Source organism: Ruegeria sp. CDSB117, from assembly GCF_059611005.1.
Genome location: NZ_JBXWOS010000014.1, coordinates 33,654 through 59,269 on the forward strand (window position 1 = coordinate 33,654; position 25,616 = coordinate 59,269).

General features: G+C 57.7%; 26 protein-coding genes. 11 read left to right on the top strand and 15 right to left on the bottom strand.

The features are described 5' to 3' along the window. Window positions 1-72 precede the first annotated feature (72 nt). The 7 genes from AC2FJC_RS15180 (at window position 73) to AC2FJC_RS15210 (ending at window position 8,049) form a co-directional block, all read left to right on the top strand. Window positions 73-570 carry a class I SAM-dependent methyltransferase gene (locus AC2FJC_RS15180; protein ID WP_496740132.1) on the top strand — a complete coding sequence of 166 codons (498 nt, stop codon included), beginning with the start codon at window positions 73-75 and terminating at the stop codon, window positions 568-570. Between the two features lie 17 nt (window positions 571-587). Beyond that, window positions 588-1,217 carry a glutathione S-transferase family protein gene (locus AC2FJC_RS15185; protein WP_496735362.1) on the top strand — a complete coding sequence of 210 codons (630 nt, stop codon included), beginning with the start codon at window positions 588-590 and terminating at the stop codon, window positions 1,215-1,217. Between the two features lie 112 nt (window positions 1,218-1,329). Continuing rightward, window positions 1,330-3,732 (top strand): GcvT family protein, encoded by a 2,403-nt coding sequence (locus tag AC2FJC_RS15190; protein WP_496740133.1) that lies wholly within the window; start codon window positions 1,330-1,332, stop codon window positions 3,730-3,732. A 2-nt stretch (window positions 3,733-3,734) separates the two neighbouring features. Continuing rightward, window positions 3,735-5,285, top strand: coding sequence for a trimethylamine methyltransferase family protein (locus AC2FJC_RS15195; protein WP_496740134.1), 1,551 nt, complete (start codon window positions 3,735-3,737; stop codon window positions 5,283-5,285). After that, window positions 5,286-5,960, top strand: a complete 675-nt coding sequence (locus AC2FJC_RS15200) for a TetR/AcrR family transcriptional regulator (RefSeq protein WP_496740135.1) — start codon at window positions 5,286-5,288, stop codon at window positions 5,958-5,960. It abuts the gene before it with no gap. Further along, on the top strand, window positions 5,957-7,261 hold the full coding sequence (locus AC2FJC_RS15205; RefSeq protein WP_496740136.1) for an NAD(P)/FAD-dependent oxidoreductase: 1,305 nt from the start codon (window positions 5,957-5,959) through the stop codon (window positions 7,259-7,261). Before AC2FJC_RS15200 ends, AC2FJC_RS15205 begins: the two co-directional genes overlap by 4 nt. Before the next feature lie 56 nt (window positions 7,262-7,317). Further along, on the top strand, window positions 7,318-8,049 hold the full coding sequence (locus tag AC2FJC_RS15210; protein WP_496740137.1) for a hypothetical protein: 732 nt from the start codon (window positions 7,318-7,320) through the stop codon (window positions 8,047-8,049). A 12-nt stretch (window positions 8,050-8,061) separates the two neighbouring features. Here AC2FJC_RS15210 and AC2FJC_RS15215 read toward each other — a convergent pair whose 3' ends face one another. Continuing rightward, window positions 8,062-8,421: a DUF3307 domain-containing protein gene (locus AC2FJC_RS15215; protein ID WP_496740213.1), complete on the bottom strand. Its 360-nt coding sequence runs from the start codon at window positions 8,419-8,421 to the stop codon at window positions 8,062-8,064. A gap of 243 nt (window positions 8,422-8,664) precedes the next feature. Here AC2FJC_RS15215 and AC2FJC_RS15220 point away from each other — a divergent pair, with 243 nt between their 5' ends. Continuing rightward, window positions 8,665-11,661 carry a cyclic nucleotide-binding domain-containing protein gene (locus tag AC2FJC_RS15220; RefSeq protein WP_496740214.1) on the top strand — a complete coding sequence of 999 codons (2,997 nt, stop codon included), beginning with the start codon at window positions 8,665-8,667 and terminating at the stop codon, window positions 11,659-11,661. 3 nt (window positions 11,662-11,664) lie between these two features. On the opposite strand, the gene AC2FJC_RS15225 is transcribed toward AC2FJC_RS15220, so the two are convergent. The 9 genes from AC2FJC_RS15225 to AC2FJC_RS15265 form a co-directional block, all read right to left on the bottom strand. Continuing rightward, on the bottom strand, window positions 11,665-11,955 hold the full coding sequence (locus tag AC2FJC_RS15225; protein WP_058273231.1) for an ArsR/SmtB family transcription factor: 291 nt from the start codon (window positions 11,953-11,955) through the stop codon (window positions 11,665-11,667). Window positions 11,956-12,064: 109 nt separating this feature from the next. Beyond that, on the bottom strand, window positions 12,065-13,297 hold the full coding sequence (locus tag AC2FJC_RS15230) for a mandelate racemase/muconate lactonizing enzyme family protein (RefSeq protein WP_496740138.1): 1,233 nt from the start codon (window positions 13,295-13,297) through the stop codon (window positions 12,065-12,067). A 24-nt stretch (window positions 13,298-13,321) separates the two neighbouring features. Next, on the bottom strand, window positions 13,322-14,416 hold the full coding sequence (locus tag AC2FJC_RS15235; protein WP_496740139.1) for a Zn-dependent alcohol dehydrogenase: 1,095 nt from the start codon (window positions 14,414-14,416) through the stop codon (window positions 13,322-13,324). 81 nt (window positions 14,417-14,497) lie between these two features. Then, window positions 14,498-15,697, bottom strand: coding sequence for a TCR/Tet family MFS transporter (locus tag AC2FJC_RS15240; protein WP_496740140.1), 1,200 nt, complete (start codon window positions 15,695-15,697; stop codon window positions 14,498-14,500). A 67-nt stretch (window positions 15,698-15,764) separates the two neighbouring features. Next, complete coding sequence (locus AC2FJC_RS15245; protein WP_496740141.1) at window positions 15,765-16,493, bottom strand: alpha/beta fold hydrolase; 729 nt, start codon at window positions 16,491-16,493, stop codon at window positions 15,765-15,767. Between the two features lie 12 nt (window positions 16,494-16,505). Then, window positions 16,506-17,294, bottom strand: coding sequence for a 3-oxoadipate enol-lactonase (gene pcaD, locus AC2FJC_RS15250; protein ID WP_496740142.1), 789 nt, complete (start codon window positions 17,292-17,294; stop codon window positions 16,506-16,508). 59 nt (window positions 17,295-17,353) lie between these two features. Next, window positions 17,354-18,328 (bottom strand): threonine ammonia-lyase, encoded by a 975-nt coding sequence (locus AC2FJC_RS15255; protein WP_496740143.1) that lies wholly within the window; start codon window positions 18,326-18,328, stop codon window positions 17,354-17,356. Beyond that, window positions 18,325-19,152, bottom strand: coding sequence for an alpha/beta fold hydrolase (locus tag AC2FJC_RS15260; protein WP_496740144.1), 828 nt, complete (start codon window positions 19,150-19,152; stop codon window positions 18,325-18,327). Before AC2FJC_RS15260 ends, AC2FJC_RS15255 begins: the two co-directional genes overlap by 4 nt. After that, entirely contained in the window at window positions 19,152-19,838 is a 687-nt protein-coding gene (locus AC2FJC_RS15265) for a haloacid dehalogenase type II (RefSeq protein ID WP_496740145.1), read from the bottom strand. The genes AC2FJC_RS15260 and AC2FJC_RS15265 overlap by 1 nt, the downstream gene beginning before the upstream one ends. 128 nt (window positions 19,839-19,966) lie before the next feature. Here AC2FJC_RS15265 and AC2FJC_RS15270 point away from each other — a divergent pair, with 128 nt between their 5' ends. Beyond that, window positions 19,967-20,395 carry an FKBP-type peptidyl-prolyl cis-trans isomerase gene (locus tag AC2FJC_RS15270; RefSeq protein WP_496740146.1) on the top strand — a complete coding sequence of 143 codons (429 nt, stop codon included), beginning with the start codon at window positions 19,967-19,969 and terminating at the stop codon, window positions 20,393-20,395. Window positions 20,396-20,413: 18 nt separating this feature from the next. Here AC2FJC_RS15270 and AC2FJC_RS15275 read toward each other — a convergent pair whose 3' ends face one another. The 4 genes from AC2FJC_RS15275 to fabA are packed head-to-tail and all read right to left on the bottom strand — an operon-like array spanning window position 20,414 to window position 23,229. Next, on the bottom strand, window positions 20,414-20,602 hold the full coding sequence (locus AC2FJC_RS15275) for a hypothetical protein (protein ID WP_496740147.1): 189 nt from the start codon (window positions 20,600-20,602) through the stop codon (window positions 20,414-20,416). Between the two features lie 59 nt (window positions 20,603-20,661). Continuing rightward, window positions 20,662-21,453 (bottom strand): enoyl-ACP reductase FabI, encoded by a 792-nt coding sequence (locus AC2FJC_RS15280; RefSeq protein ID WP_496735389.1) that lies wholly within the window; start codon window positions 21,451-21,453, stop codon window positions 20,662-20,664. Between the two features lie 5 nt (window positions 21,454-21,458). Then, window positions 21,459-22,688 carry a beta-ketoacyl-ACP synthase I gene (fabB, locus tag AC2FJC_RS15285; protein ID WP_496740148.1) on the bottom strand — a complete coding sequence of 410 codons (1,230 nt, stop codon included), beginning with the start codon at window positions 22,686-22,688 and terminating at the stop codon, window positions 21,459-21,461. 31 nt (window positions 22,689-22,719) lie between these two features. Next, entirely contained in the window at window positions 22,720-23,229 is a 510-nt protein-coding gene (fabA, locus tag AC2FJC_RS15290; protein ID WP_058279458.1) for a bifunctional 3-hydroxydecanoyl-ACP dehydratase/trans-2-decenoyl-ACP isomerase, read from the bottom strand. Between the two features lie 188 nt (window positions 23,230-23,417). Between fabA and irrA the strand changes: the two genes are divergently transcribed. Then, the gene (gene irrA, locus AC2FJC_RS15295; RefSeq protein ID WP_058273233.1) at window positions 23,418-23,834 is read left to right on the top strand and encodes an iron response transcriptional regulator IrrA; all 417 of its coding nucleotides are present in this window, start codon (window positions 23,418-23,420) and stop codon (window positions 23,832-23,834) included. A 1-nt stretch (window position 23,835) separates the two neighbouring features. Here the strand turns inward: irrA and AC2FJC_RS15300 are convergent, their stop codons facing one another. Continuing rightward, window positions 23,836-24,726, bottom strand: a complete 891-nt coding sequence (locus tag AC2FJC_RS15300; protein WP_496740149.1) for a LysR family transcriptional regulator — start codon at window positions 24,724-24,726, stop codon at window positions 23,836-23,838. An 86-nt stretch (window positions 24,727-24,812) separates the two neighbouring features. Here AC2FJC_RS15300 and AC2FJC_RS15305 point away from each other — a divergent pair, with 86 nt between their 5' ends. Continuing rightward, a complete protein-coding gene (locus AC2FJC_RS15305; protein WP_496740150.1) occupies window positions 24,813-25,610 on the top strand; it encodes a phytanoyl-CoA dioxygenase family protein in 798 nt (265 codons plus the stop codon). Window positions 25,611-25,616 lie beyond the last annotated feature (6 nt).

Sequence of the window (25,616 nt, forward strand, 5' to 3'; positions counted from 1 at the left end):
TTGAGGATTTGTCATCACATGCGGTGTCGGCCCCAAATCATGAGCTGACTGATATCAAGGAGAGATTTCCCCGTGCCCGACAACCAAAGCCGCCTGGATCTGTTCATCGACCGTATGGTGTCCCAACGGGCCTGTCTGGATTTCGCCATCTCTGAAACCAAAGGAATGCCTGGGCCAGTGTTCGAACTGGGGTTGGGCAATGGGCGCACCTATCATCACATGGTGCAGTATATTTCAGGTCGACCTGTTTATGTGTTCGAGCGCGCCGTGGCGTCGCATCCGGATTCCACGCCGCCCGAAGATCGGGTGATTTTGGGGGATGTGCGCGAAACACTACCGGCCTCGGTGGATCGGTTCGGAGCCACAGCCAGTCTGATCCACGCCGACTTGGGCGGTCACAACCGCAAAAAGAACGACGACTTCGCCAGATTTGTCTCACCATTGATCGAGCCGCTATTGGCCGAGGGTGGTTTGATGGTGTCCAGCGACCGGATGTATTTCGATACTTTGACCGAAGTTTCCCTTCCTGAAGGGGCCGTCGCGGGGCGCTGTTTTATCTACCGCCGCTGACCTGGAAGGGAACCTCAATGCTTTTCTATGATTGTTCCACGGCCCCCAACCCGCGGCGCGCGCGCATGTTCATTGCCGAAAAGGGTTTGGATATCGAAACCCGAGAAATCTCGATCGGCAAAGGTGAGCAACTCAGCGACGAATTTCGCGCGGTGAACCCGAATGCAACTGTCCCCGTGTTGGTGACGGATGAGGGCAGCACGCTAACCGAGAATCTTGGGATCGCCGCTTACCTTGAGGCGCGGTTTCCCGAGCCATCGCTATTGGGGCGCACACCCGATGAAAAGGGACAGGTTCTGATGTGGAACAGCATTGTCGAACAACAGGGCGGCATGCCTGTTGCCGAGGCCTTGCGCAACACGCATCCGGCCTTTGCGGACAGGGCGATTCCGGGTCCGGTGAATCACCGGCAAATTCCGGAATTGGCTCAGCGAGGGTCCGCGCGGGTTGATCATTTCTTTTCGCTGCTCGAACAGCGGCTGGGCGAAAGTGCGTTTATCGCAGGTGCCGACTTCACCATCGCGGACATTTCCACCTTTGTCTTTGTGGACTTTGCCCGCGTGATCAAGAAACGGATTCCACAAGAAAATACAGCCACTTTGGCATGGTTCGACAAGGTCGCATCCCGTCCCAGCGCTCAGCTCTAGAAACTGCTGGCCCGAGGCCGTTTCTTCGCTTGCGCGGAACTGTACAGAAATGTCTAGACAGAAGTGAACAGTGTCACTAGCGTCCTTCCTTAGTCATACAGGGGAGCGCAGGATGAAATCTCAGTATCGCGTTGTGGTCATCGGGGGCGGCGTCGTGGGCGCCTCGGTTCTGTATCATCTGGCCAAGTTTGGCTGGACGGATGTGGTTATGCTGGAACGGCGGCGGCTGGCGTCCGGCTCGTCCTGGCATGCGGCTGGCGGCATTCACGCTCTGAATGCGGACCCAAACATGGCATCCTTGCAGGCGTATACTATCGACCTGCTCAGCGAGATCGAAAAGGAATCCGGCCAGAATATCGGGTTGCACATGACTGGTGGCCTGACATTGGCCGGTACGCCGGAACGGTGGGAGTGGTTGCAAGCCAACTATCGCATATTTCAGTCCATTGGCATCGATGACTGCGAATTGCTTTCTCCGGAAGAAGCGCAAAGGCGCTGCCCGATCATGTCGACCGACGGCGTATTGGGCGCGATGTGGGCTGACCGCGAGGGCTATATCGACACAACCGGCACGGTGCAGGCTTACGCAACAGCGGCCAAGAAACGCGGTGCTGAGTATTATGAGGAAACCAAGGTCGAGGAGCTGATCCAGACCGACGATGGCTGGCAGGTTGTCACCGACAAGGGCACGATCACTTGCGAACACGTGGTTAACGCCGCTGGCCTTTGGGCCAAGCAAGTGGGACGTATGGCGGGGGTGGAGCTGCCTGTGTCTCCGCTGAAGCACCACTACTTGATCACCGATACTGTGCCTGAGGTCGCTGAGGCCGAATTCGAGATGCCAATGACCGTTGACCTCGAAGGGTTCACCTATATGCGGCAGGACCAAAAAGGCGTTCTGGTCGGGATCTATGAGGTCGATCATGAACATTGGGCGATGGACGGCGCGCCGTGGAACTATGGTGAAGAGCTGTTTCAGGAACAGCTTGATCGGATCGAGAATGAGCTGATGCTAGGCTTTGAACGTTACCCGTCGGTTCAGAACGTGGGCATCAAGACTTGGGTAAACGGTGCCTTCACCTTTGCCCCCGATGGCAACCCGCTGGTCGGTCCGGTGCCGGGCAAGCGCGGCTATTGGTCAGCCTGTGCGGTGATGGCAGGTTTCCTGCAGGGCGGCGGCGTCGGCAAGACGCTGGCCGAATGGATGATCCATGGCGAGCCCGAGGCGGATGCCTGGCCGATGGATGTGGCACGCTTTGGCGATTTTGCACAGAACAAGCGATACATCCGTGAAACCACTGGCCAGTTTTATTCCCGTCGCTTTGTTATGACCTACCCGAACGAGCAATTGCCTGCGGGCCGACCGTTAAAGATGGCCCCGGCGCATGACGCGATGACGGATGCGGGCTGCAAATGGGGCGTCAGCTGGGATCTTGAAGTGCCGCTGTATTTCGCGCCGAAAGGGTTCGAGGAAACACCGACGCTCAAGCGGTCAAATGCGCACGATATCGTAGCTGACGAATGCAAGGTAATCCGCGAAGGCGTTGGCTTGATGGATATCTCGGGATTCTCCCGGTTTGAGGTCTCGGGACCAAATGCAGAAGTGTGGCTCGATAAAGTCATGGCCTCGAAACTACCTGCGCCGGGTCGCGCAAAGCTGGCGCCTATGCTGGGTGAAAATGGGCGGCTAAAGGGGGACTTGACCGTTCTGAACTGGGGCGATGGTACCTGGTGGATCATGGGCAGCTATTACCTGCGGGCTTGGCACATGCGCTGGTTTGACGATCACATAATCGACGGCGTTACTGTCCGGGATCTGGGCGAGGAATATTGCGGGTTCGCGGTGGTTGGTCCCAAGTCGCAAGCCGTGGTCGAAAAGTTGGCTGAACAGGACATCTCGGGTCTGAAATTCATGGGCTGTGGAGATTTTGACATCGGGTTGGTCCGCGCGCGCGTCGCGCGTATGTCGGTGACCGGCGAGAAAGGGTATGAGATCAACTGCCGCTACGGTGACCACATCAAGCTGCGCCGCATGTTGCTGGAGGCCGGTGCCGAAGAGGGCATTCGCGAGTGCGGTTTCAACGCGATGCTTTCAACGCGGCTTGAAAAAAGCTTTGGCATCTGGTCGGCAGAGTTCACGCAGCTTTACACCCCGGGAATGACCGGCATGGATCGCTGGATCGATTGGGACAAAAACTTTGTCGGCAAAGAGGCCGCTCTGGCTGAGCGCGACGGAAACGGTCCGGCGCAGATACAGGTGACACTGGAAGTGGACGCCGATGATGCGGACGCCAGCGGATACGAACCCGTTTGGGCAGGCGATGAGCGCGTGGGCTTCGTCACTTCGGGCGGGTATGGACACTACACTGGAAAGTCGCTGGCAATGGCGTTAGTCAACCGCGAAAAGGCCGAGCCGGGGACAGAATTGTCGGTGCACGTAGTTGGCGTTGAGCGCTCGGCGCGGGTCATCGCACCTTCGCCTTACGATCCTCAAGGCAAAGCGATGAGGGGCTGACGATGATGTCGCAAACACCTGAACGCGGGCGACGAAGGCGCGGACGTGGAGCCGATGTCGCCAGTGGCCCGACACGCGATGTGAACTACCGACAACTCAAAAATCCGTTTCCTTTGATGGAGGTGTTCCCGGCGGATCAGATTGCGGAAATGCACGAGACAGCACTGCGGACACTGCAAGAGCTAGGGGTCAAATGTCTGTTGCCTGAAGCGCGGCGCATATTTGAAAAGGCTGGCGCGCGTGTAGATGAAGATACCGAGATGGTCTTCATCGGCCGCGACATTGTTGAGGCGGCCGTCGCATCGGCGCCAAAGTCGATTGCGTGCAATGCTGGCACGCGGCACAGGGACTTCACACTTGAGCTGGGCAGCCTGGTGTTTCAACCGGGGGCGGGGGCACCGAACGCGACGGACCTTGAACGCGGGCGTCGCCCGGCCACTGGACAGGACTATCTGGAGTTCCTCAAGCTGACGCACCATTTCGATGTGTTCCAGATGATCTCGCCTCAGGTCGAGCCTCAGGACGTGCCGACCCATCTGCGCCACTATTTTACGACGAAGGCGCAGATGGAACTGACGGACAAGTTCCCGTTCTTTTTCTCACGCGGGACGCCGCAGGTGATGGATTGCTTTGAAATGCTATCCATCGCACGGGGCCTGTCGGACGATGAGTTTCAGGCGGGCGCACATTGCTACACGATCATCAATACGAACAGCCCGCGCACGCTGGACATACCGATGGCGCAAGGGCTGATAGATTTCGCCCGCAATGGACAGATGTCGATCATCACGCCGTTTACGCTGATGGGTGCAATGGCCCCGATCACCGTGGCCGGCGCGATCACACTTTCGCATGCCGAGGCGTTGGCGGCGTTGACACTGACCCAGCTGGCCAGGTCAGGAGCGCCGGTTTGCTATGGCACGTTCACCAGCAACGTGGACATGAAATCGGGTGCGCCTGCATTTGGAACACCCTCACACTTCCAGGCTTCGCTTGCCGCAGGCCAGTTGGCCCGGCATCTGGGCCTACCTTGGCGGTCGGCTGCCGGATCAGCGTCGAACATCAACGATGTTCAAGCAGCGAATGAAAACCAGTTTGGTCTTTGGGGCTGTCTGATGGCAGGGGCGACGGTAATCATTCACTCGGCCGGTTGGCTGGAGGGTGGCTTAACCGTTTCTTTTGAGAAAATGATCTGTGACGCCGAGGTCCTGAACATGGTGGCCGAGCTTTGTGCAGGGGCGCAGGCAGGTACAGCCGAGATCGGTTTCGACACCGCCCTGAGCGAAGTCGAACCCAGCGGGCACTTCTTTGCCTCAAGCCAGACGATGGAGCGGTACAACACCGAATTCTATGAACCGCATTTGCACGGTTACGCAAATTTCGGAACCTGGACAGAGCGCGGATCGATGGATGCCAATCATCGCGCGACCGCGGTTTGGAAGAGTATTCTGTCTGACTTCAAAGCGCCTTCATGTGACAGCGACCGCATGGGTGCCTTGCATGAGTTCATTGCGCGCCGTACCGCTGAGGGCGGCGCTCCGCCGGAGAGTTGAATGAGTACCAAGCCCATCCTGCACAGGGACGACCCCGAAGCTGAGCCGTTGGTCGGCAATATCAAGGTCACGCGTGACGACTGGCTGAACGTGGCTATGGATGTCCTGATCTCGGACGGTGTGGACCAAATCAAGGTCCTGAACCTGGCTGAACGAATGGCCGTGTCGCGGTCGTCCTTCTATTGGTATTTCAAATCCCGGCAAGAGCTTTTGGACGCCCTGCTGGCGCGCTGGCATGCGACGAATACAGCGGCTTTGATCGCGCAGGCCAAGGCCACGGCGGATACGATAACCGCAGCCGTTTGCAACGTACATCGTTGCGTGGTGAATACTGAACTGTTCGATACCGCGTTGGATTTTGCCGTCCGGGATTGGGCGCGCAAATCAGGCAAAGTGCGCCGGGCGCTTGATCAATCGGATGCGCGCAGGCTCGAAGCGCTTCACGCCATGTTCGCGCGCTATGGCTATTCCGAAGTCGAGGCCGAAACGCGTGCCCGCGTGCTGTACTATATGCAGATCGGTTATGATCTGGCACAGCTGAACGAGCCAATGTCCACGCGGATCGCAATGGTTCCGCATTACCTTTATGTCTTCACCGGGGTTGAGCCCAAGACCGAAGAAGTCGAAGAATTCAGCGCCTATTCAATGCGCTATTGGAAGGGAGAAGCCTCATGAGTCAACCTGACGCAATCATCATCGGAACAGGTGTGATCGGCGCGGCCATCGCCTTTGAAATGGCCAAAGCAGGCTGGAAAACCTTGTCGCTGGACCGAAACAGTCAGGTTGGCCACGGTTCGACCGCGGGGTCATGTGCTATTATTCGGATGCACTATTCGACCTTCGATGGAACGGCGTTTGCGTGGGAAGGTTACCACTATTGGCGCGATTGGGCGGACTACCTCGGCCTGCCCGAGGATGCTAATCTGGCGCAATTCCGCGAGACCGGCTGTCTGGTGATGAAGACCGATGCCAATGGCTTGCTTGAAAAGCACATGAAGAACAGCGCCGATCTGGATTGCCCGTTCGAAGAATGGTCATCAGATAAAGTCGGTGAGCGCTTGCCGATCTACTCGCAGGACAGTTTCGCGCCGGCGCGCCGGATGGATGATCCGGAATTCGGGCATCCGAACGGGCGCAAGATGCAGGGCGGCGTGTTCTGGCCGCAGGCGGGATATGTCACGGACCCGGCTTTGTCCGCGCAGAACTTGATGGATGCTGCCAAGCTGCATGGCGCAGAAGTGCGCACTGGTGCCGAAGTGGTCGAGGTATTGTCCAGCGACGGTCGGGTTTCGGGTGTTAAACTTGTCTCGGGCGAAGAAATCCACGCAAAAGTCGTCGTGAACGTCGCGGGCCCCGGCTCAGCGATCATCAACAAGATGGCGGGTGTCCTGGATGATATGACGATCGAAACCCGCCCGTTGCGGCAAGAGGTTGTGCACGTCCCCGCACCCGAGGGGTTTGATTTCGAAAACGACGGAACGATTGTCTCGGACAGCGATATTGCCTGCTACTGTCGACCCGAGCACGGCAACCACATTCTAATTGGCTCGGAAGATCCGGAATGTGACCCGCATCAGTGGTGTGAGGATGATGTGGATTACAACCACGATTTCACCGACCAGTGGACAACGCAGGCCATGCGATACGCGCAGCGCGTCCCAAGTCTTGGCATCCCGTCCAAAACGCGCGGAGTTGTGGACCTGTATGACGCATCCACAGACTGGATTCCGATATATGACAAATCCAGCCTGCCGGGGTTCTACATGGCCTGCGGGACCAGTGGGAACCAGTACAAGAACGCGCCGATCGCAGGCAAGATGATGACGGCCCTGATCGCGTATTGTGAAGGCGGCGCGGATCACGATGCGCAGCCGCTGCAATACGAACTTCCCTATATCGGGCGGAGCATTGATGTCGGGTTCTATTCCCGCAAGCGCCCGATCAACGAAGAAAGCAGTTTTTCTGTACTGGGGTAGTTAAAGAAAAAAATCGCCCTATCCTTCCGGGGAACTGGAAAAGGGCAGGGCCCAGAATGGCCGAACCGACGCATCGCGTTTTGATTCTTGGAAGTGCACCGGCCGCCGCTGCAGCTCGGGAGTGGTCGAGGGATCCGTTTACCCACATCGTTGCAATCAACAACGCCTGGCGTATCCGCGACGATTGGGATTTTCTCATCCATCCTGAGGACTTCCCTATCTGCAATCGTCCGGACGAACTGGTCCGCAGCCAAAGCATCGTCGAGGCGGATGAATACGTTCCGCATCAAAACAAGTTTGGCGGATTTGTTTATGCCGGTGGCACGATGGCGTTTACGGCTGGTTACTGGGCCTTGGCCGCGCTGCAGCCAGCCGTCTTGGCCTTTTTTGGCTGTGACATGATTTACCCGAATTCCGGCAAGACCCATTTTTACGGCAACGGAGCAGCCGACCCTTTGCGCGCTGATGTGACGCTGCGATCGCTCGAGGCAAAATCCGCCCGGTTGGCTTTGTTCGGTGCCGCGCAGAACTGCCGCGTGGTTCGACTGTCGCAGGGTGAAAGCCGGCTGGTTTTTCCTTCGGTGACGACTGACACCCTAATGTCTGACAGGCTGCTTTCGACAAAGGGTATGCAAGCGGCACTGCAGGCAGAGGCACAGTTGAATTACTTCGTTTCGTCTGGTCGCTATTGGGAGGAAGAAGAACGTTTCGATGCCGCTAGAATCGACCAATTGGATCGAATGTGGCTGGACGCGTATTGTCCGCAATCCCTGGAAAACGTCGCCTGAAGCAATCGCTGATCAGGTCGCGAATTCAGCCCAGGCCCAAACCATGGCGATGTATGTCAGGTTGTGCAGGCACTGGTCCAGACCCGCAGCCCGCCAAAACGCGGCTTGCGTCGGCATCAGTTGTTTTTTGTCCGAATAGCTGGCCTTGGCAAAATCAATATTGAAATGAACAATCCATTCCAGCGCCGCAATGATCAGAATGAACGACCATGGCGCGCCAAAAATCAAAAAGACGATCACTGACCCGATGACATGCACACCCGCATGCTGCGCGCGGCCCGCGTGAAAATACTCACCGCGCCCTGCCAACATTTTAGGAGTCTGGAGAAAAAAATCCGCAAACATATGTTTGATCTGCAACAAGCAGAGCATCAATAGCACTGCGCCTATACTGGCAGTCAAATGAGTCCTCCCGATATCGTCCCAGACAGAGTCTAGGCACTAATCTGTGGTTGCGCAAATGAACTTGTTCACACTTGGCAATTAACTGTTCAAACTGGAAACTATTTGCCTCTTTTGGCTGGACTAACGTAAATTCACAGTGTTGGATTTACTGCACTTTCGTCAAGACTGTTTCAGTGATCCGTAGTAGGGGCAGGTTCCATAGAACGTTCAATTTTCCAGTTTATTTGGAAATACTCGAAGCGCGACCAGTTGATTCTTCTGGCCGTGACGTCCACGCTGTTTCCACTTCTCTATCTGACGCTCGAACTTCCCAAACGCATCATCAACGATGCGATTGGCGCGGCCAGCCCGGTTGTAGATGTCTGGGGTTATAGCCTGCCTCAGACGACATTCCTCATCATTCTGTGTATCGGGTTTCTGATCGCGGTGCTGGCGCATGGACTGATGAAAATGCGCATCAACACAATGAAAGGCGTGCTGAGCGAGCGTATGTTGCGCCGGTTCCGGTACGTGCTGATCAGCCGCGCGTTGCGTTTCCCTCAACCCTATTTCGAACGCGTCAGCCAAGGTGAGCTGGTGTCGATGGTCACCGCCGAAAGCGAGCCGATGGGCGGGCTCATGGGGGACGCGATCAGCCAACCGGTTTTGCAGGCGGGTCAGATGATCACCATCCTGTCCTTCCTGTTTCTGCAAAGCTTCTGGTTTGGGCTGGCGGCAGTCGCGCTGATCCCTCTGCAAGCCTGGCTGATTCCGAAACTGCAGCGTCAGATCAACCTTCTGAACAAAAAACGCATTCAAGAGGTTCGTCTGCTGGCCGCCCAGATCGGCGAGAACGCGGCGGGCGCGTCCACGTTGCGAGCCAATGGTGGGTGGCGATACCGCCGGGCGATGGTGTCTGAGCAGCTGGGGCGCCTTTTTGGTATCCGGTTCGAGATCTACCAGAAGAAGTTCTTTATGAAATTCATAAACAACTTCATCTCGCAGCTGACGCCGTTCCTGTTCTATTTGGTTGGCGGTCTTCTGGTCCTGCAGGGGTCGGTTTCGCTGGGTGCATTGGTCGCGGCGCTGGCCGCGTATAAGGATCTCAGCTCACCGTGGAAGGAACTACTGACCTATTATAACCAGACACAGGACATGTCGCTGCGCTGGGACGTGGTGACGGAACGGTTTGCACCTTCCGGAATGCATGACGAGAAACTGTTCGATGGCGAACCCGAGGCTACGCCAAGGCTGAACGGTGACATCGTGCTCGACCATGTTTCGGTCCGCGATATGGACGGTAACCAGGTTCTGGATGATTTGAACCTGTCCTTTCCCAGCGGGAAAATCATCGGGATCGCGGCCCCCAGCGAAGAAGATCGCCGCGCGATGGCCGAGTTGCTGACACGGGAAATTCTGCCCAGCTCGGGCCGGGTGCAGATCGGTGGTATCCGTTTGTCAGAGCTGCATCAAAGCGTCGTGGCCGCCCGTATTGGGTATGCTTCGTCACGGCCTGTGATGTTCCAGGGAACGCTGGGCGACAACGTCATGATGCCGATGCGGTTCAAGCCGCAAACAACCGAAACAAACGACCCCGGATATGATGAGACGCTGCGGGCGGGCAATAGCCCGGACCCCTTCAAGGCAAACTGGCTGGACCCGACGACTGCGGGATTGGACAGCGCTGAAGAGGTGCGCGACTGGTGGTTGAAACTGATTGACGGGATGGGTTCCGGCGCCGCGCTGTTTTTGCGCGGGGCCGAACAGGTCTTCGATGCCGCCGAGCATCCCGAGCTGGCCGACAAACTGGTCGAACTGCGACCTTTGGTTCAGGATGCGGTGAAAGCAACAGGGCTAGAGCAACAGGCTCTGATCTTTGACCGCAATCGCTATAACCCTGCCTTGCCGGTTGCGGAGAACTTGTTGTTCGCCACCCCCAAAGTCCCCGTCACACAAGAGCTTTTGGCGCAGCAGACCGTGTTCCTTGAGCAGTTGCGCGAATTTGGTCTGGACGAAACACTGGTGAGCCTGACACGCGATGTGATTGAGATGCTGCGCCAGATTTTCGGCCTGGACGGCACCGATCACCCGCTGTTTCGCAAACTGGGACTAGAGGCGCAAACGTACGAGGCTGCGGTCGAGCTTGTCGAAAAGACCCGGAACGAGGGCGTATCGGGCCTGAATGATGAACAGCTGGCCAACCTGCTGGCCGTTCCGTTTGTGATTTCGGCGGAACAGATCGGACCAGCCTTCACCGACGACCTCAAGGACCGCATTCTTGAGCTGCGGCATAGCCATTCCGAAAAGCTGCTGGAGCGGTTGCTGGATGTATTTGTGCCTTTGGACAAATCAAAATTTGCGCCGGGATTGACAGTTCTGGAGAACGCCCTGTTTGGAAAGGTCAGTCAGATCGGTGGCGCCCGTTCGGACGAGGCGCGCAAACTGATCGTGGATGTATTGAACGAAAATGGTGCGCGCCCGTTGGTGGTTGAGCTGATCTATGACGTGCCGGTGGCGCTTGGCGGCCAAAACCTGCCAGCGGTCTTTGCTGAACCTCTGTCCTTTACGCGCGCGACGATCAAGAAACCGGATATTCTGATCCTAGAGGACGCGTTGGCCAGTTATGACATGGCCTCGAAAGTGGCCGTGTACAAAAATCTACGCGCTCTGCTGCCGGATACCACGGTGATCTACCTGAACGACCAGTTCGAAAACCCGAGCGTGTTCGACATGTATGTGGAAATCAGGCAAGGTCGGGTCGTCTCGGATGAAGGACCTGCGGACGTGGAAGAAGACAGTGCCGCCTCGGCTGACCTTTCGCGCAAGCTGCGCGCACTGGAACAGACACCGCTGTTTTCCGGGCTGGACCGCCGACAGCTGCGCCTGCTGGCCTTTGGCGCGCGCTGGTTCGATGCCAAAGCAGGAGAGGTTGTTTTCCTTAAAGACGATCAGCCAACCGACGGTGCCTATGTGGTGCTGGACGGGGAGGCCGGGTTGTACCTTCCGCAAACTGACGGAGTGGATCAGTTGATTGCCACGGTCGGCCCCGGTGCCCTGGTCGGAGAGTTGGGCCTGATCCGCAAGGAACCTCGGGCGCTGAGCATGATCGCCGAGACGGAACTGTCGTGCCTGCGTATTGGTGAAGAGGAATTCCTGGCCGTGGTCGAAAACGACGCCGCAACCGCGTTCAAACTGTTGCAGGTGATCGCGGGCTACGTATCGAACTAAGCGTTATTCGCTATCGGGGCTGCAGAACATATCGTAAAGAACAGCAATCACCTGCGCCGCGCCGTCGTTGTTCAGCGAGTAATAGATGGATTTTCCGTCCCTGCGCGTTGCAACAATGTTTTCAGCGCGCAGGCGTGCCAGCATCTGACTGACCGCAGCTTGACGGATACGCAACAAGGCCTCCAATTCACCCACGGATTTTTCGCCGTCGGCCAGATGGCACAGGATCATCAACCGCCCCTCATGCGCGAGCGTTTTCAGAAATGCAGAGGCCCGAGCCGCGCTTTCTTTCATTTCAGATAGCGCGGCTTCGGTTTGTTCGGTTTGGTCGTCTTCAAGTGTCACGTGTGGCCTGTTTAACACCTATTGGTTGGGTCAATGTGCCCCAAGACCTATTGGGTTGTCACCCCTCGGTTGCAGGGGCACCACCTTGAAAGGCGTTTCCGTTCACGTAATCACAGGGCTCTTCCTGCATCTGCAGATGCAGGCCATCACCGTTGAAAGGGTGCGCCCGGGCAAGATCTTCGTTCACCTCGATGCCAAGGCCGGGTGCGGTCGGCGCAGGGACAAATCCGGCCTCAACCTGCAATGAGCTGTTGATGAGTCGATCGTGGAACGGCGTGTCTATGGTCTCAAGCAGCAGCAGGTTGGGGATGGAGGCGGCCAAATGAATATTCGCTGCCCATTCAACTGGCCCGGCATACAAATGTGGGGCCATCTGGGCGTTGAAGACTTCAGCGATAGCGGCCACCTTCTTCATCTCCCAAATCCCGCCGGCACGACCCAGCGCGGGTTGAAGGATTTCTGCCGCCCCAGCCCGCAAAACGGCCGCGAATTCGGCCTTAGTGGTCATGCGTTCACCGGTCGCGACCGGAATCCGAACATTTCGCGCGACACGAGCCATGTCTTCGATCATGTCGGGGGGGGTGGGTTCCTCGAACCAAAGCGGTGAATAGGGCTCGAGTGCTTGACCCAGACGAATTGCGCCCGCGGTGTTGAACTGGCCGTGGGTGCCAAACAGTAGATCGGCTTTGTCACCCACGGCCTCTCGGATCGCTTTGCAGAACGCCACAGACATCGAGATATCAGACATCGCAGGCATGTGCCCGCCCCGAACAGTGTAAGGCCCGGCGGGGTCAAACTTGACGGCTGTGAACCCGCGCCGGACCATTTCGGCGGCACATTCGCCAGCTTGTTCAGGCGACGTCCAGAAATCGTTCAGGTTATGTTGGGGCAGGGGGTACAGATAGGTGTAGGCCCTTATGCGTTCGTTCACCAATCCCCCTAGCAAGGCATAGACCGGGCGATCGCGATCCTTGCCCAGAATATCCCAACACGCGATTTCCAGTCCGGAAAAGGCGCCCATGACCGTCAGATCAGGACGCTGTGTAAATCCACTGGAGTATGTTCGGCGGAACATCAGTTCGATGTTTTCGGGGTTCTCGCCCTGCATGTGCCGTTCGAACACGTCCTGAATGACATGGCGCATTGCCTCGGGACCAACTGAGGATGCATAGCATTCGCCCCAGCCAGTGATCCGGGTATCGGTCGTGACTTTGACCAGTATCCAATACCGCCCGCCCCAACCAGGCGCAGGAGGGGCTGTAACGATGATGTCGAGGTCTTGCAGCTTCATCAGGTGATCTCCTGCCCTGCTGGGTTAAGCCCTGTCGAAAACGATCACGTTTCGCTTGGCAGATCCGGTTTTGGTGTCCTCGATCGCTTCGTTGATCTGCGATAGCGACCACCGGCCCGAAATCAGTTCATCCAGTTTCAGGCGTCCCTGATCATAGAGGTCGATCATCCATGGAATATCCCGCTGAATGACAACATCGCCCATTTTTGATCCGATCAAACCCTGACCCAGTGCAGCCAGAACAACCGGTTCGTAACTTGCCATATCCCCGGAATGCGGCATCCCGATCATAATCGCCTTGCCACCGGGGCCCAAGTAACGAGGGGCCTGATCATAGGCAGGGATTGCGCCGACAGTAATCAAGACAGCGTCTGCGCCACGACCACCAAGCGCTTTGTAAGCGGCCTTCCAGGGGGCTTTCTGATCGGCCAATACGCCATGGGTTGCACCAAATTCCTTGGCGATAGCCAACTTCTCTTCGGTCATGTCCACGGCCACGATGCGGCGCGCCCCTGCGATCCGCGCACCCTGGATCGCATTCAGCCCAACGCCACCCGCGCCGATCACGACCACGTCCTGTCCGGGACGCAGCCCGGCGGCATTGACGGCGGCACCGACGCCCGTGATCACTCCGCAGGACAGCAGGCTGGCGACGTCTTTGGGCATAGAGTGCGGAATTTTGACGATCTGTCGGTGGCTGACCACAACCTTTTCGGAAAATGCACCACAGGCCATTGCTTGTTCCAGCGGTCCGCCGTCTGCCGTGCTCAAAGGTCCTTTGACCGTGTCATAAGGCGTTTCGCAGACAGTTGGCTTTCCCCCCGCGCACGACGGGCACGAGCCGCATGCCCGGATCAGGGTGACGACAACCGGGTCCCCAACCTCAAATCCACCAGTCGAGTCGCCAACAGCAGTAATGATTCCCGCAGCCTCGTGCCCATAGACAGCAGGCAGGTGCCCACCCCATGCGCCGCTGGCATATGATATGTCCGAATGGCAAATTGCCACTGCATCCAAGGTCACCTCGACCTCATCTGACTTTGGTGGTGCGATTTGAATGTCTTCGATGACCAGAGGTTCACCGAACGCCCGGCAAACGGCGGCTTTGATGGTTTGCATGCTGTCCCTCTCTCACTTTGCGCTACGGTGGCGCGCTTATGGGGACGCTGCAAGGCGGAATCTGTCAAAGGGATGTCGTAGTTATGCCATGACCCCACGTGAACGGGAAAACACAAGAAGACAGATCACCATCATGACGAATGCCAAGAGGAATGGTGCGCCTGGCAAGTAGATCGCCGCGTCGGGCTTAATGAACTGAGCGAACACGCTGGTCATGAGCAACGGTGCGATGACCATCGACAAAGCGTGCAAGGATGTCAGTACACCCTGCAGTTCACCCTGTTGCGAGTCGGGCGTCTTGCGCGACATCAGGGCCTGCAGGGCAGGGGTCACAACCGCTCCGATGGCGGTGATCGGGATCAGCATCAAGGCAATGATCCCATTGGTCAGGAAGGCCAGAAGAAAAAAGCTAAACAGCTCGAACCCCATGCCGTAGATGATTGTGACGCGTTCCCCCAAATACTTGGTTGCGGGACGGATCAGACCGCCCTGGACAGCCGCCATGCCGATCCCGTAGACGCCCAGTGACAGGCCGATCATTTGTGGTGACCAGCCGAACCGTTCGGTTGTGAAATACGCCCAAATTGCCGGGTAGACATATATCGAGATGGAATACAGGAGATAGACCCACAGCATCGGCCGGATACCGGGCAACGACGCAATCGCGCGCAGCGAGTTCACTGGGTTTGCGCGCCGCAGGCTGAAGGCCCGGCGCGTCTTGTCGGTGACCGTCTCGGGCATGACGAAAACACCGATAACAAAGGCCAGAGCAGACAAACCAGCTGCCGCCCAAAACGGCGCACGCGTACCATATTCGCTCAGTAGCCCGCCAAGCACCGGACCGAACACAAACCCCACCCCAAACGCGGCACCCAGCAAACCGAAATTCGCTGCTTTTTCATGAGGTTTGGACACATCCGCCATAAAGGCTGCTGCCGTCGCATGCGTGGCCGCTGTAATGCCTCCGACGATGCGGCCAACCAACAGTAACCAGATGCTGCCTGCAAGCGCCATGACGACGTAATCCAGTGACATGACGAACAGCGAGACCAGCAAGACCGTCCGTCGCCCATATGCATCTGAAATGTTGCCTAGAACCGGGCCGAACACGAATTGCATTGCAGCAAACGCGGTGCTGAGGATGCCACCCCAGATCGCAGCCGTCGCCAACGTGCCGCCCTGAACCTCGACGATCAGTTCCGGCATGATAGGCAAGACAAGGCCGATGCCCATGGCGTCGATCATGACCGTGAGAAGGACGAAGAAAAACGGAAGACGCATTTGTACCGCAAGGATGATAATTTGGGCGGACCTTACCCGCAGAAAATGAAGGTTGAAAGGGACACGCTCAGACTTGTGATCCAGGCAGGTCCTTTGCGATTTTGTCCAACAATTCAGCTAGTTTTTGCGGTTGTGCAAAGAACGGGGAATGCGACGTGTCAATCGTATGACGCATCGCCTCGGGGGCGCTGCGGCTCATCTGTTCCTGGTATTCGGTCGGGATCGTCCGGTCACCGGTTGTCCGGATATATGCCTTGGGAACCCGGTCGAAATTGCCGGTCAGGGGCAGGGGGGTGTCCTGCGGTGCGATGGCTTGCGGGCACAAGCGCGCAAACGCGAATGGCACGGTTTCGGGTGGGCAGTCGTGGTAGAACAGGTCATGCACCTTGCTTGGTGTAACCGTATACGAGAGGCCATCGGTTGATTTTTCGACCGCATCATGGATTGTCTGCCGGGGCGACCGTTTGCGCATTTCCACCATCGAAAGACCATCCTGCGGGACGTAGGCGGCAAGAAAAACAAGGGCGCGCATGGCATCCGGCGCGGCTTCGGCCGCGGCACTGATCGGGTAGCCACCCCAGGAATGACCGACAATGATTGTATTGGGCGAGGTCGTATCCAAAATCGCGTCGCGACAGCTGTCTAACGTCACATCGGCAACGGGCGTCGGATCCGAGCCGTGACTGGGCATGTCAATGGCGCGTACCTCGTGCCCCAGCGCTTCCAACGCCGGGATAAGGTCGCGCCAACACCAGGCACCGTGGCAGGACCCATGGACTAACAGAAGATCGGCCAAACCAAGGCTCCTTCAAACATGTCCGATTTCGGTCAGAAAGCTGTGCAGCAATGCCGCGTATTCTGCCGGTTGTTCTACGCAAGGCAAGTGCCCAGCGCGTCGCATCAGCTCGAACCGAGAGCCGGGGATCAGGTCAACGGTTTCCCGCACAAGATCCGGTGGGGTCGATCCGTCCTCGCTGCCGGCGATGCCAAGGGTTGGCAGGCGCAGGCCGCTGGTCGGGGTGTAGAAATCCGTGCCAGAGATTGCTGCGCAGCAACCCAGATATCCGTCGACGGGCTGCCGCACCATCATGTTGCGCCAAAGCAGATGCTCGGGCGATGCGCGAAACGTCTTTGAGAACCAGCGCTCCATGGTTGCATCCGCCAGGGCCTCGATCCCGTCCTTTTGTACCGCGTCCATGCGGTCCTGCCAGATCGAAGGTATGCCGATCTTGGCTGCGGTGTTGGACAGGACTAAGGCGCGGACCTGATCCAGACGTTTGACAGCCAGCCCTTGCCCGATTAGCCCGCCGATCGAAAGGCCGACAAACACACAATCGCGCACTTCAAGAAAATCAAGTAATCCTTCCACGTCCCTCACAAGCGCACCCATCGAATAGGGGGCCGGGGGTTGTGACGAAAGACCGTGCCCGCGTTTGTCAAAGCGGATCACACGCAGCCCTGCGGGCAGGTGCGGCAAAACATGGTCCCAAAGCCGCAGATCGGTTCCCAAAGAATTGGCAAACACAATTGGCGCGCCGGCTGGATCACCATCGATACGATAGTGGATTTGAACGTTTCCAATGTCTGCGATCTGCACGACTCAATCCCCTGGCGTCACACGCCCACATGTTAGGTTGCCCCAGCCTAAACGACTTGTCAGGTCAGGTATTCCAGCGCTTTTCTAAAGACTTCGGGGTCGGCGTTGCCACCCGATGCTACCACGATCACTGCATCGCCTTCAATTTCGTCCGCGCGGTACAGGGCCGAGGCAAGCGACACTGCCCCGCCCGGTTCCAGCACGATCTTTAGGCGCAAAAACGCATGCGCCATGGCGCGCAGCGCGTCTTCCTCGGACACCGACAAGCCCGGACCGCACAGCCGGTTCAGAATCGGAAATGTGATCTGGCCCGGTTGCGGCGTCAGGATAGCATCGCAAATATTGCCCGATGCGGCGTTGTTGCTTTGGATATGCCCCATGGCCAAAGACCGTTTGACGTCGTCGAACCCCTGAGGTTCGCACGGGCGGGCCCGCAGCCCCGGCGCGTGGCCTTCCAGCGCCAGCGCAATGCCTGAGGTCAACCCACCGCCGCCGCAGCACACCAGAACATCTGCCTTTTCGATACCCAAATCGGCCGTCTGCCGGGCCAGCTCCAACCCGACTGTGCCTTGTCCTGCGATGACCTGAGGTTCGTCGTAAGGCCGGATCAGGGTCAGGCTGCGTTGGGACGCCAGTGCCTCGCCGATTTCTTCGCGGCTTTCGTTCGCGCGGTCATACAGAACGACCTCGCCCCCCAGCGCCCGGGTGTTATTGATTTTTAGCAACGGCGCGTCAGAGGGCATGACGATGACCGACGAAATCCCATGTTGAGCTGCAGCAAAGGCCACGCCCTGCGCGTGATTGCCCGAAGAATAGGCAATCACGCCGCGTTGTCGTTGCGCGTCGCTGAGCGCCGAAATTGCCGACCAGGCGCCCCGAAACTTGAAGCTGCCGGTGTGTTGCAGGCACTCGGGTTTCACCAGCACGCGGCGGCCCGCGATTTCGTCCAGAAACGGCGAGGTTAGAATCGGTGTCTCGCGAACATGCCCTCTGAGGCGCTCGGCGGCGGCCTCGATCATTTCAAGTGTGCTCATGCGGTGACCAGTACCTCGCGAATGAGTTCTACCGACTGTGGTTCATCCAGAAACGGGGGATGACCACGGTCGGGTATTTCTGCCGATATAAGAGCAGGGTGGCGGTTGTGCATTTCAGTCAGCGTGTCTTTGCCCAAAATGTCCGAATTTGCGCCGCGAATGACGCCGGTTGGAAGGCCCTGCAATGCTTGAAAAAGGGGCCACAGGTCTGGGGCGGGCCCTGCAGCAGCCTGTTCCAGAAGCGCTGTACGCAGCGCTGGATCATAGCTGAGGGTCAGGCCATCAGGCGTTTCGTCGAATTGGACTTCGGCCTGCTGCCGCCAACGCGTTAGTGACACGCCGGGAAATTGGGGGCCCATGACGTGCTGAAGCGCCCGTGCCGCCAAATCATATGTTTTGGAAACGGGCTGCTTGCCGACATATTCCATGATCTTGGCGATGCCCGATGGTTCCAATACCGGACCGACGTCGTTCAGAACAACGCTCAACAACCGTTCGGGACGGCTGGCGGCTAGCGCCATGGCAATCAGCCCCCCACGCGAGGTGCCGATGACATTCACACGGTCCAAACCAAGATGGTCCAGCAACTCGATCGCGTCTTGAGATTCGCGAAGGACGTTGTAGTTCATGAAGTCCGGGTCATGGTCCGAGCGTCCGCGACCGCGGTAATCCATCGCAATTACCCGCATGTCTCCCAGATGCGGCGTGAGGAACGAAAAATCCTTGCTGTTGCGGGTTAACCCGGCAAGGCAAAGCACAGGCGCACCAGAGCCGGTGTCCTCGAAAAAAAGACGCCTGTCATCAGACGAAGTGAAAAATGCCATTAAAGTCCAGCCAGTTGCGGAATCGTCGTTAGGTCGGACAGTACATGCGCAGGTTTCCATGGCAAGCGGTCCATCGGTTCCCCGGCGCGATTGACCCAAGCGGTTGCAAAGCCATAGCCGCTGGCACCGGCCGCGTCCCAGCCGTTTGAACTGACGAACAGCACCTCGTCGCGGGCGCAGTGGAAACGCTCTTGTACAAGGTCATAGACACGCGAGTCCGGTTTGAACACGCCGACGCTTTCCACCGACAACACATCGTCCAAAACATCTCCGATACCCGCAGACTGGACCGCGCCGTCCAGCATCGGTGGTGAGCCGTTCGACAAAATCGCTGTTTGCAATCCACCCGATTTCAATGCGCGCAGCATTTCCGGAACTTCCGGATAAGCCTGCAATTCCCAGTAGAGATCCAGCAACCGTTGCCGCAGGGTGGCGTCGCCGTGTAACTCAGTCGCCTCGAGCGCCCAGTCGAGACCATCTTGGGTGACATCCCAAAAATCCGAATGGGCGTCTGTAACCGCGCGCAGCCAGGTGTACTGCAGCTGTTTCAGGCGCCAATGATTGGCCAGTTCGGGCCATTTCTGTCGCAGTTTCTCAAAGCCCGGTTCCCCGGCTGCTTGCCGTGCGGCGGCGGCCACGTCGAACAGCGTTCCATACGCATCGAAAATGCAGGTTGTGATTGGCATCCGGTCCCCTCCTGATCGTCCGGCGCAGGTTTGCACAACAATAACGGGCATGAAAGAGGGTGGGGTTTACAATGTCGTGTTACCTCCTAGGCTTGGCCGCTAAACCCCAAAAGAGGCCGGAGACCAATATGACGGAAATCAAACAAGGCGACACGGTTCGCATCCATTACACAGGAACGCTGTTGGACGGAAACGTCTTTGACAGTTCCGAAGGACGTGACCCGCTGGAATTCGTCGTTGGTACGGGCCAGATTATCCCGGGTTTGGATTCGGCGATGCCGGGTTTGAACATTGGGGACAAAAAGCGGGTCGAGATCGCCTGCGTGGACGCCTATGGCCCGATCAACCCCGCAGCGCGCCAGCAGATCCCGCGTGAAGGCATTCCGGACGATATTCCGCTGGATCCTGGCACCCAATTGCAAATGCAAACGCCAGACGGACAGGCGGTTCCGGTGACGGTGGTCGAGGTCGACGAAGCAACCGTCACGCTGGATGCCAACCATCCATTGGCTGGTCAGGATATGATTTTCGATATCGAGGTCGTTTCGATTAACTGACAAATGAAACGAGTTGGATCAGCCTGTTATGAGACTGATCCAGGCTTTGACGGTTTCCCGCATCTGCGGCTGTGTGAAAAACACAAACAACAATAGGGTGGTCAGGGCCAATAACGCGACTAGTCCGCGCGTGCCCAGGAACCCGGATTTGCGGCGTGACCGGATGCTGCGAGTGTTGCTGGTGAGGATATGTTCGGCTTTGCTCATGCCGATATCCCTGCCCGTGAAAGATGGTCAAATCTTGGCACCGGCAGGGAAAGATCAGGTCACATGTGATCGGGCTGTGGCATGCCCAGAACGTGGAAGCCGCCATCGACGCGAATGATCTCGCCCGAGGTGCATGCGCCCGCATCTGAAGTGAGGTAAACGGCCGTGCCGCCAACAGCCTCGAGCGTTGCGTTCGAGCGCATCGGCGCGTTCTGATCGCAGAATTTGTAAGTCTTGCGGGCACCGCCGATTGCAGCACCTGCCAGCGTCTTCATCGGGCCGGGCGAGATCGCATTGACTCGAATGCCTTCCGGACCCAGATCGTTGGCCAGATAGCGGGTCGCCGATTCCAGTGCGGCTTTGGCCACACCCATGACGTTATAGTTCGGAACAACCTTGTTCGATCCCTGATACGTAAGGGTCAGCAGCGTGCCGCCATTCTCTTGCATCAGCGGATAAGCGCGGCGCGCGACCTCGATGAAGGAATACGCCGACACGTCCAGCGAGTGCTTGAAGTTGGCACGCGTGGTGTTCAGAAAACGTCCCGTCAGTTCGGATTTATCCGAAAAGGCAATCGCATGAACCACGAAGTCGATGGTGGGCCAGCGCGCGCCAAGCTCTTCGAATGCGCGATCCAGCGAGGTGTCATCCGTGACGTCCGCGTCCACCATGAAATCACTGCCCAGGCTTTGGGCCAATGGCTCAAGACGTTTACCGAACGCCTCGCCCTGATATGTGAATGCCAGTTCGGCACCGGCCTCATGCATGGCCTTGGCAATGCCCCACGCAATCGAGCGGTCATTGGCCACGCCCATGATCAGGCCGCGTTTACCTTTTAGAAGATCCGACATTACATTCACCCGTTATACTTCGACAGGATCATGGACCCGTTGGTGCCGCCAAAGCCGAAGCTGTTGGTCATCACACTATCCAATCCTGCGTTTTCAACTACTTGAGTTGCAATTTCACCGGGCAAGATGCCTTCGGCAAGCGTGTCGACATTGATCGACGGCGTAATAAAATCATTGTCCAGCATCAACAGGCAGAAGATCGCCTCCAGCGCGCCTGCCGCACCCTGTGCGTGTCCGGTCATTGACTTGGTCGATGAGATCGGGGGCACATTGCCTTCACCAAAGATTCGGCGCACGGCTTCAACTTCGCCAACGTCTCCAACCGGGGTCGAGGTGCCGTGGGCGTTGATGTAGCCGACTTTGCGCCCTTCGGGCATGGTCGACAGAGCCAGACGCATCGCGCGTTCGCCACCTTCACCGGATGGTGCCACCATGTCGTGGCCATCCGACGTGGCCGCATACCCAGTCACTTCGGCATAAATTTTTGCGCCGCGGGCCAGCGCGTGTTCCAGATCCTCAAGAACGACGATCCCGCCGCCGCCGGAGATGACGAATCCGTCGCGATCCTGGTCGAATGCCCGGGATGCTTTTTCCGGAGTGTCGTTGTACTTGGAGGACATGGCACCCATCGCGTCGAACAGGCAGGACAGGGTCCAGTCCAGTTCTTCTCCGCCACCGGCGAACATGACATCCTGTTTGCCCAGCATGATCTGTTCCGCCGCGTTGCCGATGCAATGCAGCGAGGTCGAGCAGGCCGAGGTGATTGAATAATTGATGCCCTTGATCTTGAACGCGGTCGCAAGGTTGGCCGAGATCGTCGAACACATGCATTTCGGCACGGCGAAGGGGCCGATACGCTTGGTCGCGCCGGTTTTCAGAACAGTCTGATGCGCCGTTAGCATTGCGCTGGTCGACGGACCGCCGGAACCGGCGACCAAACCGGTGCGCGGGTTCACGACCTGGTCTTCTGTCAGGCCAGCATCGGCGATTGCCTGATTCATGGCGATATGCGCGTATGCTGCACCGGGACCCATGAAGCGAAGGGTACGCTTGTCTACATGCTCAGCCGGATCGATCTTGAGCGTTCCGGCGATCTGACTGCGAAAGCCGTGTTCGACCATCTGCTCGTTGGCCTCGATGCCGGACTTTCCGGCCTTGAGAGAGGCCAATACTTCCTGGGCATTGTTCCCGATGGAGGACACGACCCCCAAACCGGTGACAACTACTCGACGCATGTGCGTGCTCCTTATTTCGGGCCGGTCAGGCTCAGGCTTCGGACAGAACGACTTTCATGTCTTTGACATCGTAAATCATTTCACCATCCGCTTCGACGATACCATCCGCCACACCCATGGTCAGGCGGCGGGTCTGGATCGCTTTTTTGAAGTCGATCTTGTAGGTCAGCATCTTGCGGTCCGGGCGGACCATGCCGGTCAGCTTGACCTCGCCGACGCCTACGGCCATGCCGCGTCCCTGCCAGCCACGCCAGCCCAGGTTGAAACCAGTCAACTGCCATAGGCCGTCCAGTCCCAGACAGCCGGGCATGATGGGGTTGCCGGGGAAGTGGCAATCAAAGAACCACAGGTCAGGGGTGATGTCGAATTCAGCCAGAATATGGCCTTTGCCATGCGCGCCACCATCGGCCGAGATGTCGGTGATCCGATCCATCATCAGCATCGGAGGTGCAGGCAATTGCGCATTGCCCGGGCCGAATAATTCGCCACGGGCGCATTTTAGCAGATCGTCCTTGTCAAAGCTGCTCGGGAATTGGGCCATTCTGCCGCCTCTCCTGCCAGGGGTCCGTTCGTTATATCTGGCCTCGTCTAGCACCCGTATGCAAGGTCCTGCAAGAGCAGCACGTCACATCCTGTTGTGCAGACGGCATTCTTTGCGAATGAATTTCATTTGAAATTACCCGAACACAGCACCTATATATGGTTCAGCAACAATTGGGTTTCGGATTGATGACACCTCAGAGCCAGAACAGAGCTACAGATTGGTTGGTTGACGCGGGGCTGCGCCCAACGCGCCAGCGTGTCGCTTTGGCCGAGCTTTTAGTCGGCGATGGACGCCATCGGCACGTCACTGCCGAAAGCCTGTTTGAGGCGGCCAAAAAGAATGGGGACGCGGTATCTCTGGCAACGGTCTACAACACGCTGCGCGCGTTTTGTGATGCCGGAGTTCTGCAGGAGATTACGGTTGATGGCTCGAAAAGCTATTTCGATACCAATACCCACGATCATCCGCACTTTTTCTGGGAAGACGAAAGCCGCCTGAGCGATGCGCCGTCGGATCAATTGGTGATTCAACGTCTGCCCGAAGCGCCCGAGGGCGTTGAGATCGCGTCGGTCGACGTGGTGATCCGTCTGCGGAAAAAGTAACTCAGGCCAAAAACTCCATCAGAATCTGTTCCGCCTGCGCGATGTGCGGCTCTGTAGGGCCGGTGCCATGACGGGCCAGAACCACAGGTTCCGCAGCGATGTCATCCAAGATTCGACGACTGACCAGGGGCATTCCGTCATAGCTGACGTTCGAGGGGGGAGTGGCATAGCTGATCGCGACCCCCTCGTGATGAGCGGCAAGACTGCGCTGGATTTCCAGCGTTGCCGCCCGGTGTGCCACTGAAGGTCGCAATCCGATCTGCCGAAACAGTCCAAGCACGTGCTGTGATGAGAGGCCTTCGTTTGACAGGATCAGCGGATGGGCGGCCAGCTCGCTCAGCGAAACAGACGGCACGTGCGCCAATGGGTGATCCGGGGCCATGATGGCATTTGGCCTGCTGGGGAAAAGGGTCTGCTGTTGAAATCCGGCATCCATGCTCATGCCGTATGTCAGCGCCAAATCTATACGCCCGTCAATCAGGCCAGATATCAGCCCTTCGAACCCGTCCACCTTGTACGAAACGGTCAAGTCCGGCAGTGCCACGCGAAGCGGGTGTAGCGCCTTGGCCAGCAAAAACGGGGCCAAATCCACGAAACACCCCAATCGCAACTGTGCCCTGGTTGCACTGACTTGATCCGCTTTCTCAAGCCGGGCCGCATTGGTCAGCAAGTTTTCCGCGTCTTCGATAAATCTGCGTCCTTGCGGGGTCAGCGCCAGCGCGGCCCCGCGTTTTCGCGAAAATAACGGATGGCCAAGATGCGATTCGACGCGCGTCAGAGCGGTGGACAGCGCAGGTTGTGAGACATTCAGCTGTTGCGCCGCGGCAGACAAGCTGCCGAAGCGGCCGATAGCACAGACATATTCGTATTGGCGAAGTGAAATATATAACATGAAATTAAACCTATCTTAGAAAGATATTATTTGAACAGAGGGGTCATCCATGCGCAGATCGTCCTACCACCGGCACGGAGACAGACATGACGCACCCCTTGGTTACTCACGAAATGATCGACACCTATCAACGGGACGGCGTTGTCCTGATCAAAGGGCTATTTGCCGATCACGTTGAGGCCCTGCGCGAAGGGGTGGCAGCGAATATGGCGGATCCCGGGCCGTATGCTTCCGAGAACAAGAAAGAAGGCCAGACGGGTCGGTTTTTCGACGATTATTGCAACTGGTCGCGCATTGAACAATTTCAGACGGTCATTCACGAATCCCCGGCGGCAGAAGTCGCGGCAGATTTGATGCAGTCGGATACAGTGCAGATGTTCCACGACCACGTTTTGGTCAAAGAGCCCGGAACCTCAATGGCGACGCCGTGGCATCAGGATGGGCCCTATTACTTTGTTGAAGGGCAGCAAACGATCAGCTTTTGGTCGCCGCTTGATCCGGTCACGCAAGCCACACTTCGCTGTGTGGCAGGCTCGCACCGGTGGGAGAAAGAGGTCTTGCCGACCCGCTGGGTTTCGGAAGATGGGTTCTTTCCCGACGAGGGCCAGTACATCCCGGCCCCGGATCCGGACGCAGAAGGGATGCGGGTTGTCGAGTTCGAGATGGAACCCGGCGATGCGGTTGCCTTTAACTACCGCACGCTTCACGGCGCGCGGGGAAATCAATCGGACAGCCGCCGTCGCGCGTTTTCATTGAGGTTGGTTGGTGACGATGCGCGATATGTCGAGCGGCCGGGCCGGACCTCACCGCCGTTTCCGGGGCATGATATGGTTCCAGGCCAGCGGTTGCGCGAGGATTGGTTTCCGATGTTGCTGCGGCGGTGATCAGAC

What these genes read in the sequence shown, in the direction of transcription:
- AC2FJC_RS15185 (WP_496735362.1), top strand. Translation starts at nt 588, where the DNA reads ATGCTTTTCTATGATTGTTCCACGGCCCCCAACCCGCGGCGCGCGCGC.
- AC2FJC_RS15190 (WP_496740133.1), top strand. Translation starts at nt 1,330, where the DNA reads ATGAAATCTCAGTATCGCGTTGTGGTCATCGGGGGCGGCGTCGTGGGC.
- AC2FJC_RS15195 (WP_496740134.1), top strand. Translation starts at nt 3,735, where the DNA reads ATGATGTCGCAAACACCTGAACGCGGGCGACGAAGGCGCGGACGTGGA.
- AC2FJC_RS15200 (WP_496740135.1), top strand. Translation starts at nt 5,286, where the DNA reads ATGAGTACCAAGCCCATCCTGCACAGGGACGACCCCGAAGCTGAGCCG.
- AC2FJC_RS15205 (WP_496740136.1), top strand. Translation starts at nt 5,957, where the DNA reads ATGAGTCAACCTGACGCAATCATCATCGGAACAGGTGTGATCGGCGCG.
- AC2FJC_RS15210 (WP_496740137.1), top strand. Translation starts at nt 7,318, where the DNA reads ATGGCCGAACCGACGCATCGCGTTTTGATTCTTGGAAGTGCACCGGCC.
- AC2FJC_RS15215 (WP_496740213.1), bottom strand. Translation starts at nt 8,421, where the DNA reads ATGCTCTGCTTGTTGCAGATCAAACATATGTTTGCGGATTTTTTTCTC.
- AC2FJC_RS15225 (WP_058273231.1), bottom strand. Translation starts at nt 11,955, where the DNA reads ATGAAAGAAAGCGCGGCTCGGGCCTCTGCATTTCTGAAAACGCTCGCG.
- AC2FJC_RS15230 (WP_496740138.1), bottom strand. Translation starts at nt 13,297, where the DNA reads ATGAAGCTGCAAGACCTCGACATCATCGTTACAGCCCCTCCTGCGCCT.
- AC2FJC_RS15235 (WP_496740139.1), bottom strand. Translation starts at nt 14,416, where the DNA reads ATGCAAACCATCAAAGCCGCCGTTTGCCGGGCGTTCGGTGAACCTCTG.
- AC2FJC_RS15240 (WP_496740140.1), bottom strand. Translation starts at nt 15,697, where the DNA reads ATGCGTCTTCCGTTTTTCTTCGTCCTTCTCACGGTCATGATCGACGCC.
- AC2FJC_RS15255 (WP_496740143.1), bottom strand. Translation starts at nt 18,328, where the DNA reads ATGAGCACACTTGAAATGATCGAGGCCGCCGCCGAGCGCCTCAGAGGG.
- AC2FJC_RS15260 (WP_496740144.1), bottom strand. Translation starts at nt 19,152, where the DNA reads ATGGCATTTTTCACTTCGTCTGATGACAGGCGTCTTTTTTTCGAGGAC.
- AC2FJC_RS15265 (WP_496740145.1), bottom strand. Translation starts at nt 19,838, where the DNA reads ATGCCAATCACAACCTGCATTTTCGATGCGTATGGAACGCTGTTCGAC.
- AC2FJC_RS15270 (WP_496740146.1), top strand. Translation starts at nt 19,967, where the DNA reads ATGACGGAAATCAAACAAGGCGACACGGTTCGCATCCATTACACAGGA.
- AC2FJC_RS15275 (WP_496740147.1), bottom strand. Translation starts at nt 20,602, where the DNA reads ATGAGCAAAGCCGAACATATCCTCACCAGCAACACTCGCAGCATCCGG.
- AC2FJC_RS15280 (WP_496735389.1), bottom strand. Translation starts at nt 21,453, where the DNA reads ATGTCGGATCTTCTAAAAGGTAAACGCGGCCTGATCATGGGCGTGGCC.
- fabB (WP_496740148.1), bottom strand. Translation starts at nt 22,688, where the DNA reads ATGCGTCGAGTAGTTGTCACCGGTTTGGGGGTCGTGTCCTCCATCGGG.
- fabA (WP_058279458.1), bottom strand. Translation starts at nt 23,229, where the DNA reads ATGGCCCAATTCCCGAGCAGCTTTGACAAGGACGATCTGCTAAAATGC.
- irrA (WP_058273233.1), top strand. Translation starts at nt 23,418, where the DNA reads ATGACACCTCAGAGCCAGAACAGAGCTACAGATTGGTTGGTTGACGCG.
- AC2FJC_RS15300 (WP_496740149.1), bottom strand. Translation starts at nt 24,726, where the DNA reads ATGTTATATATTTCACTTCGCCAATACGAATATGTCTGTGCTATCGGC.
- AC2FJC_RS15305 (WP_496740150.1), top strand. Translation starts at nt 24,813, where the DNA reads ATGACGCACCCCTTGGTTACTCACGAAATGATCGACACCTATCAACGG.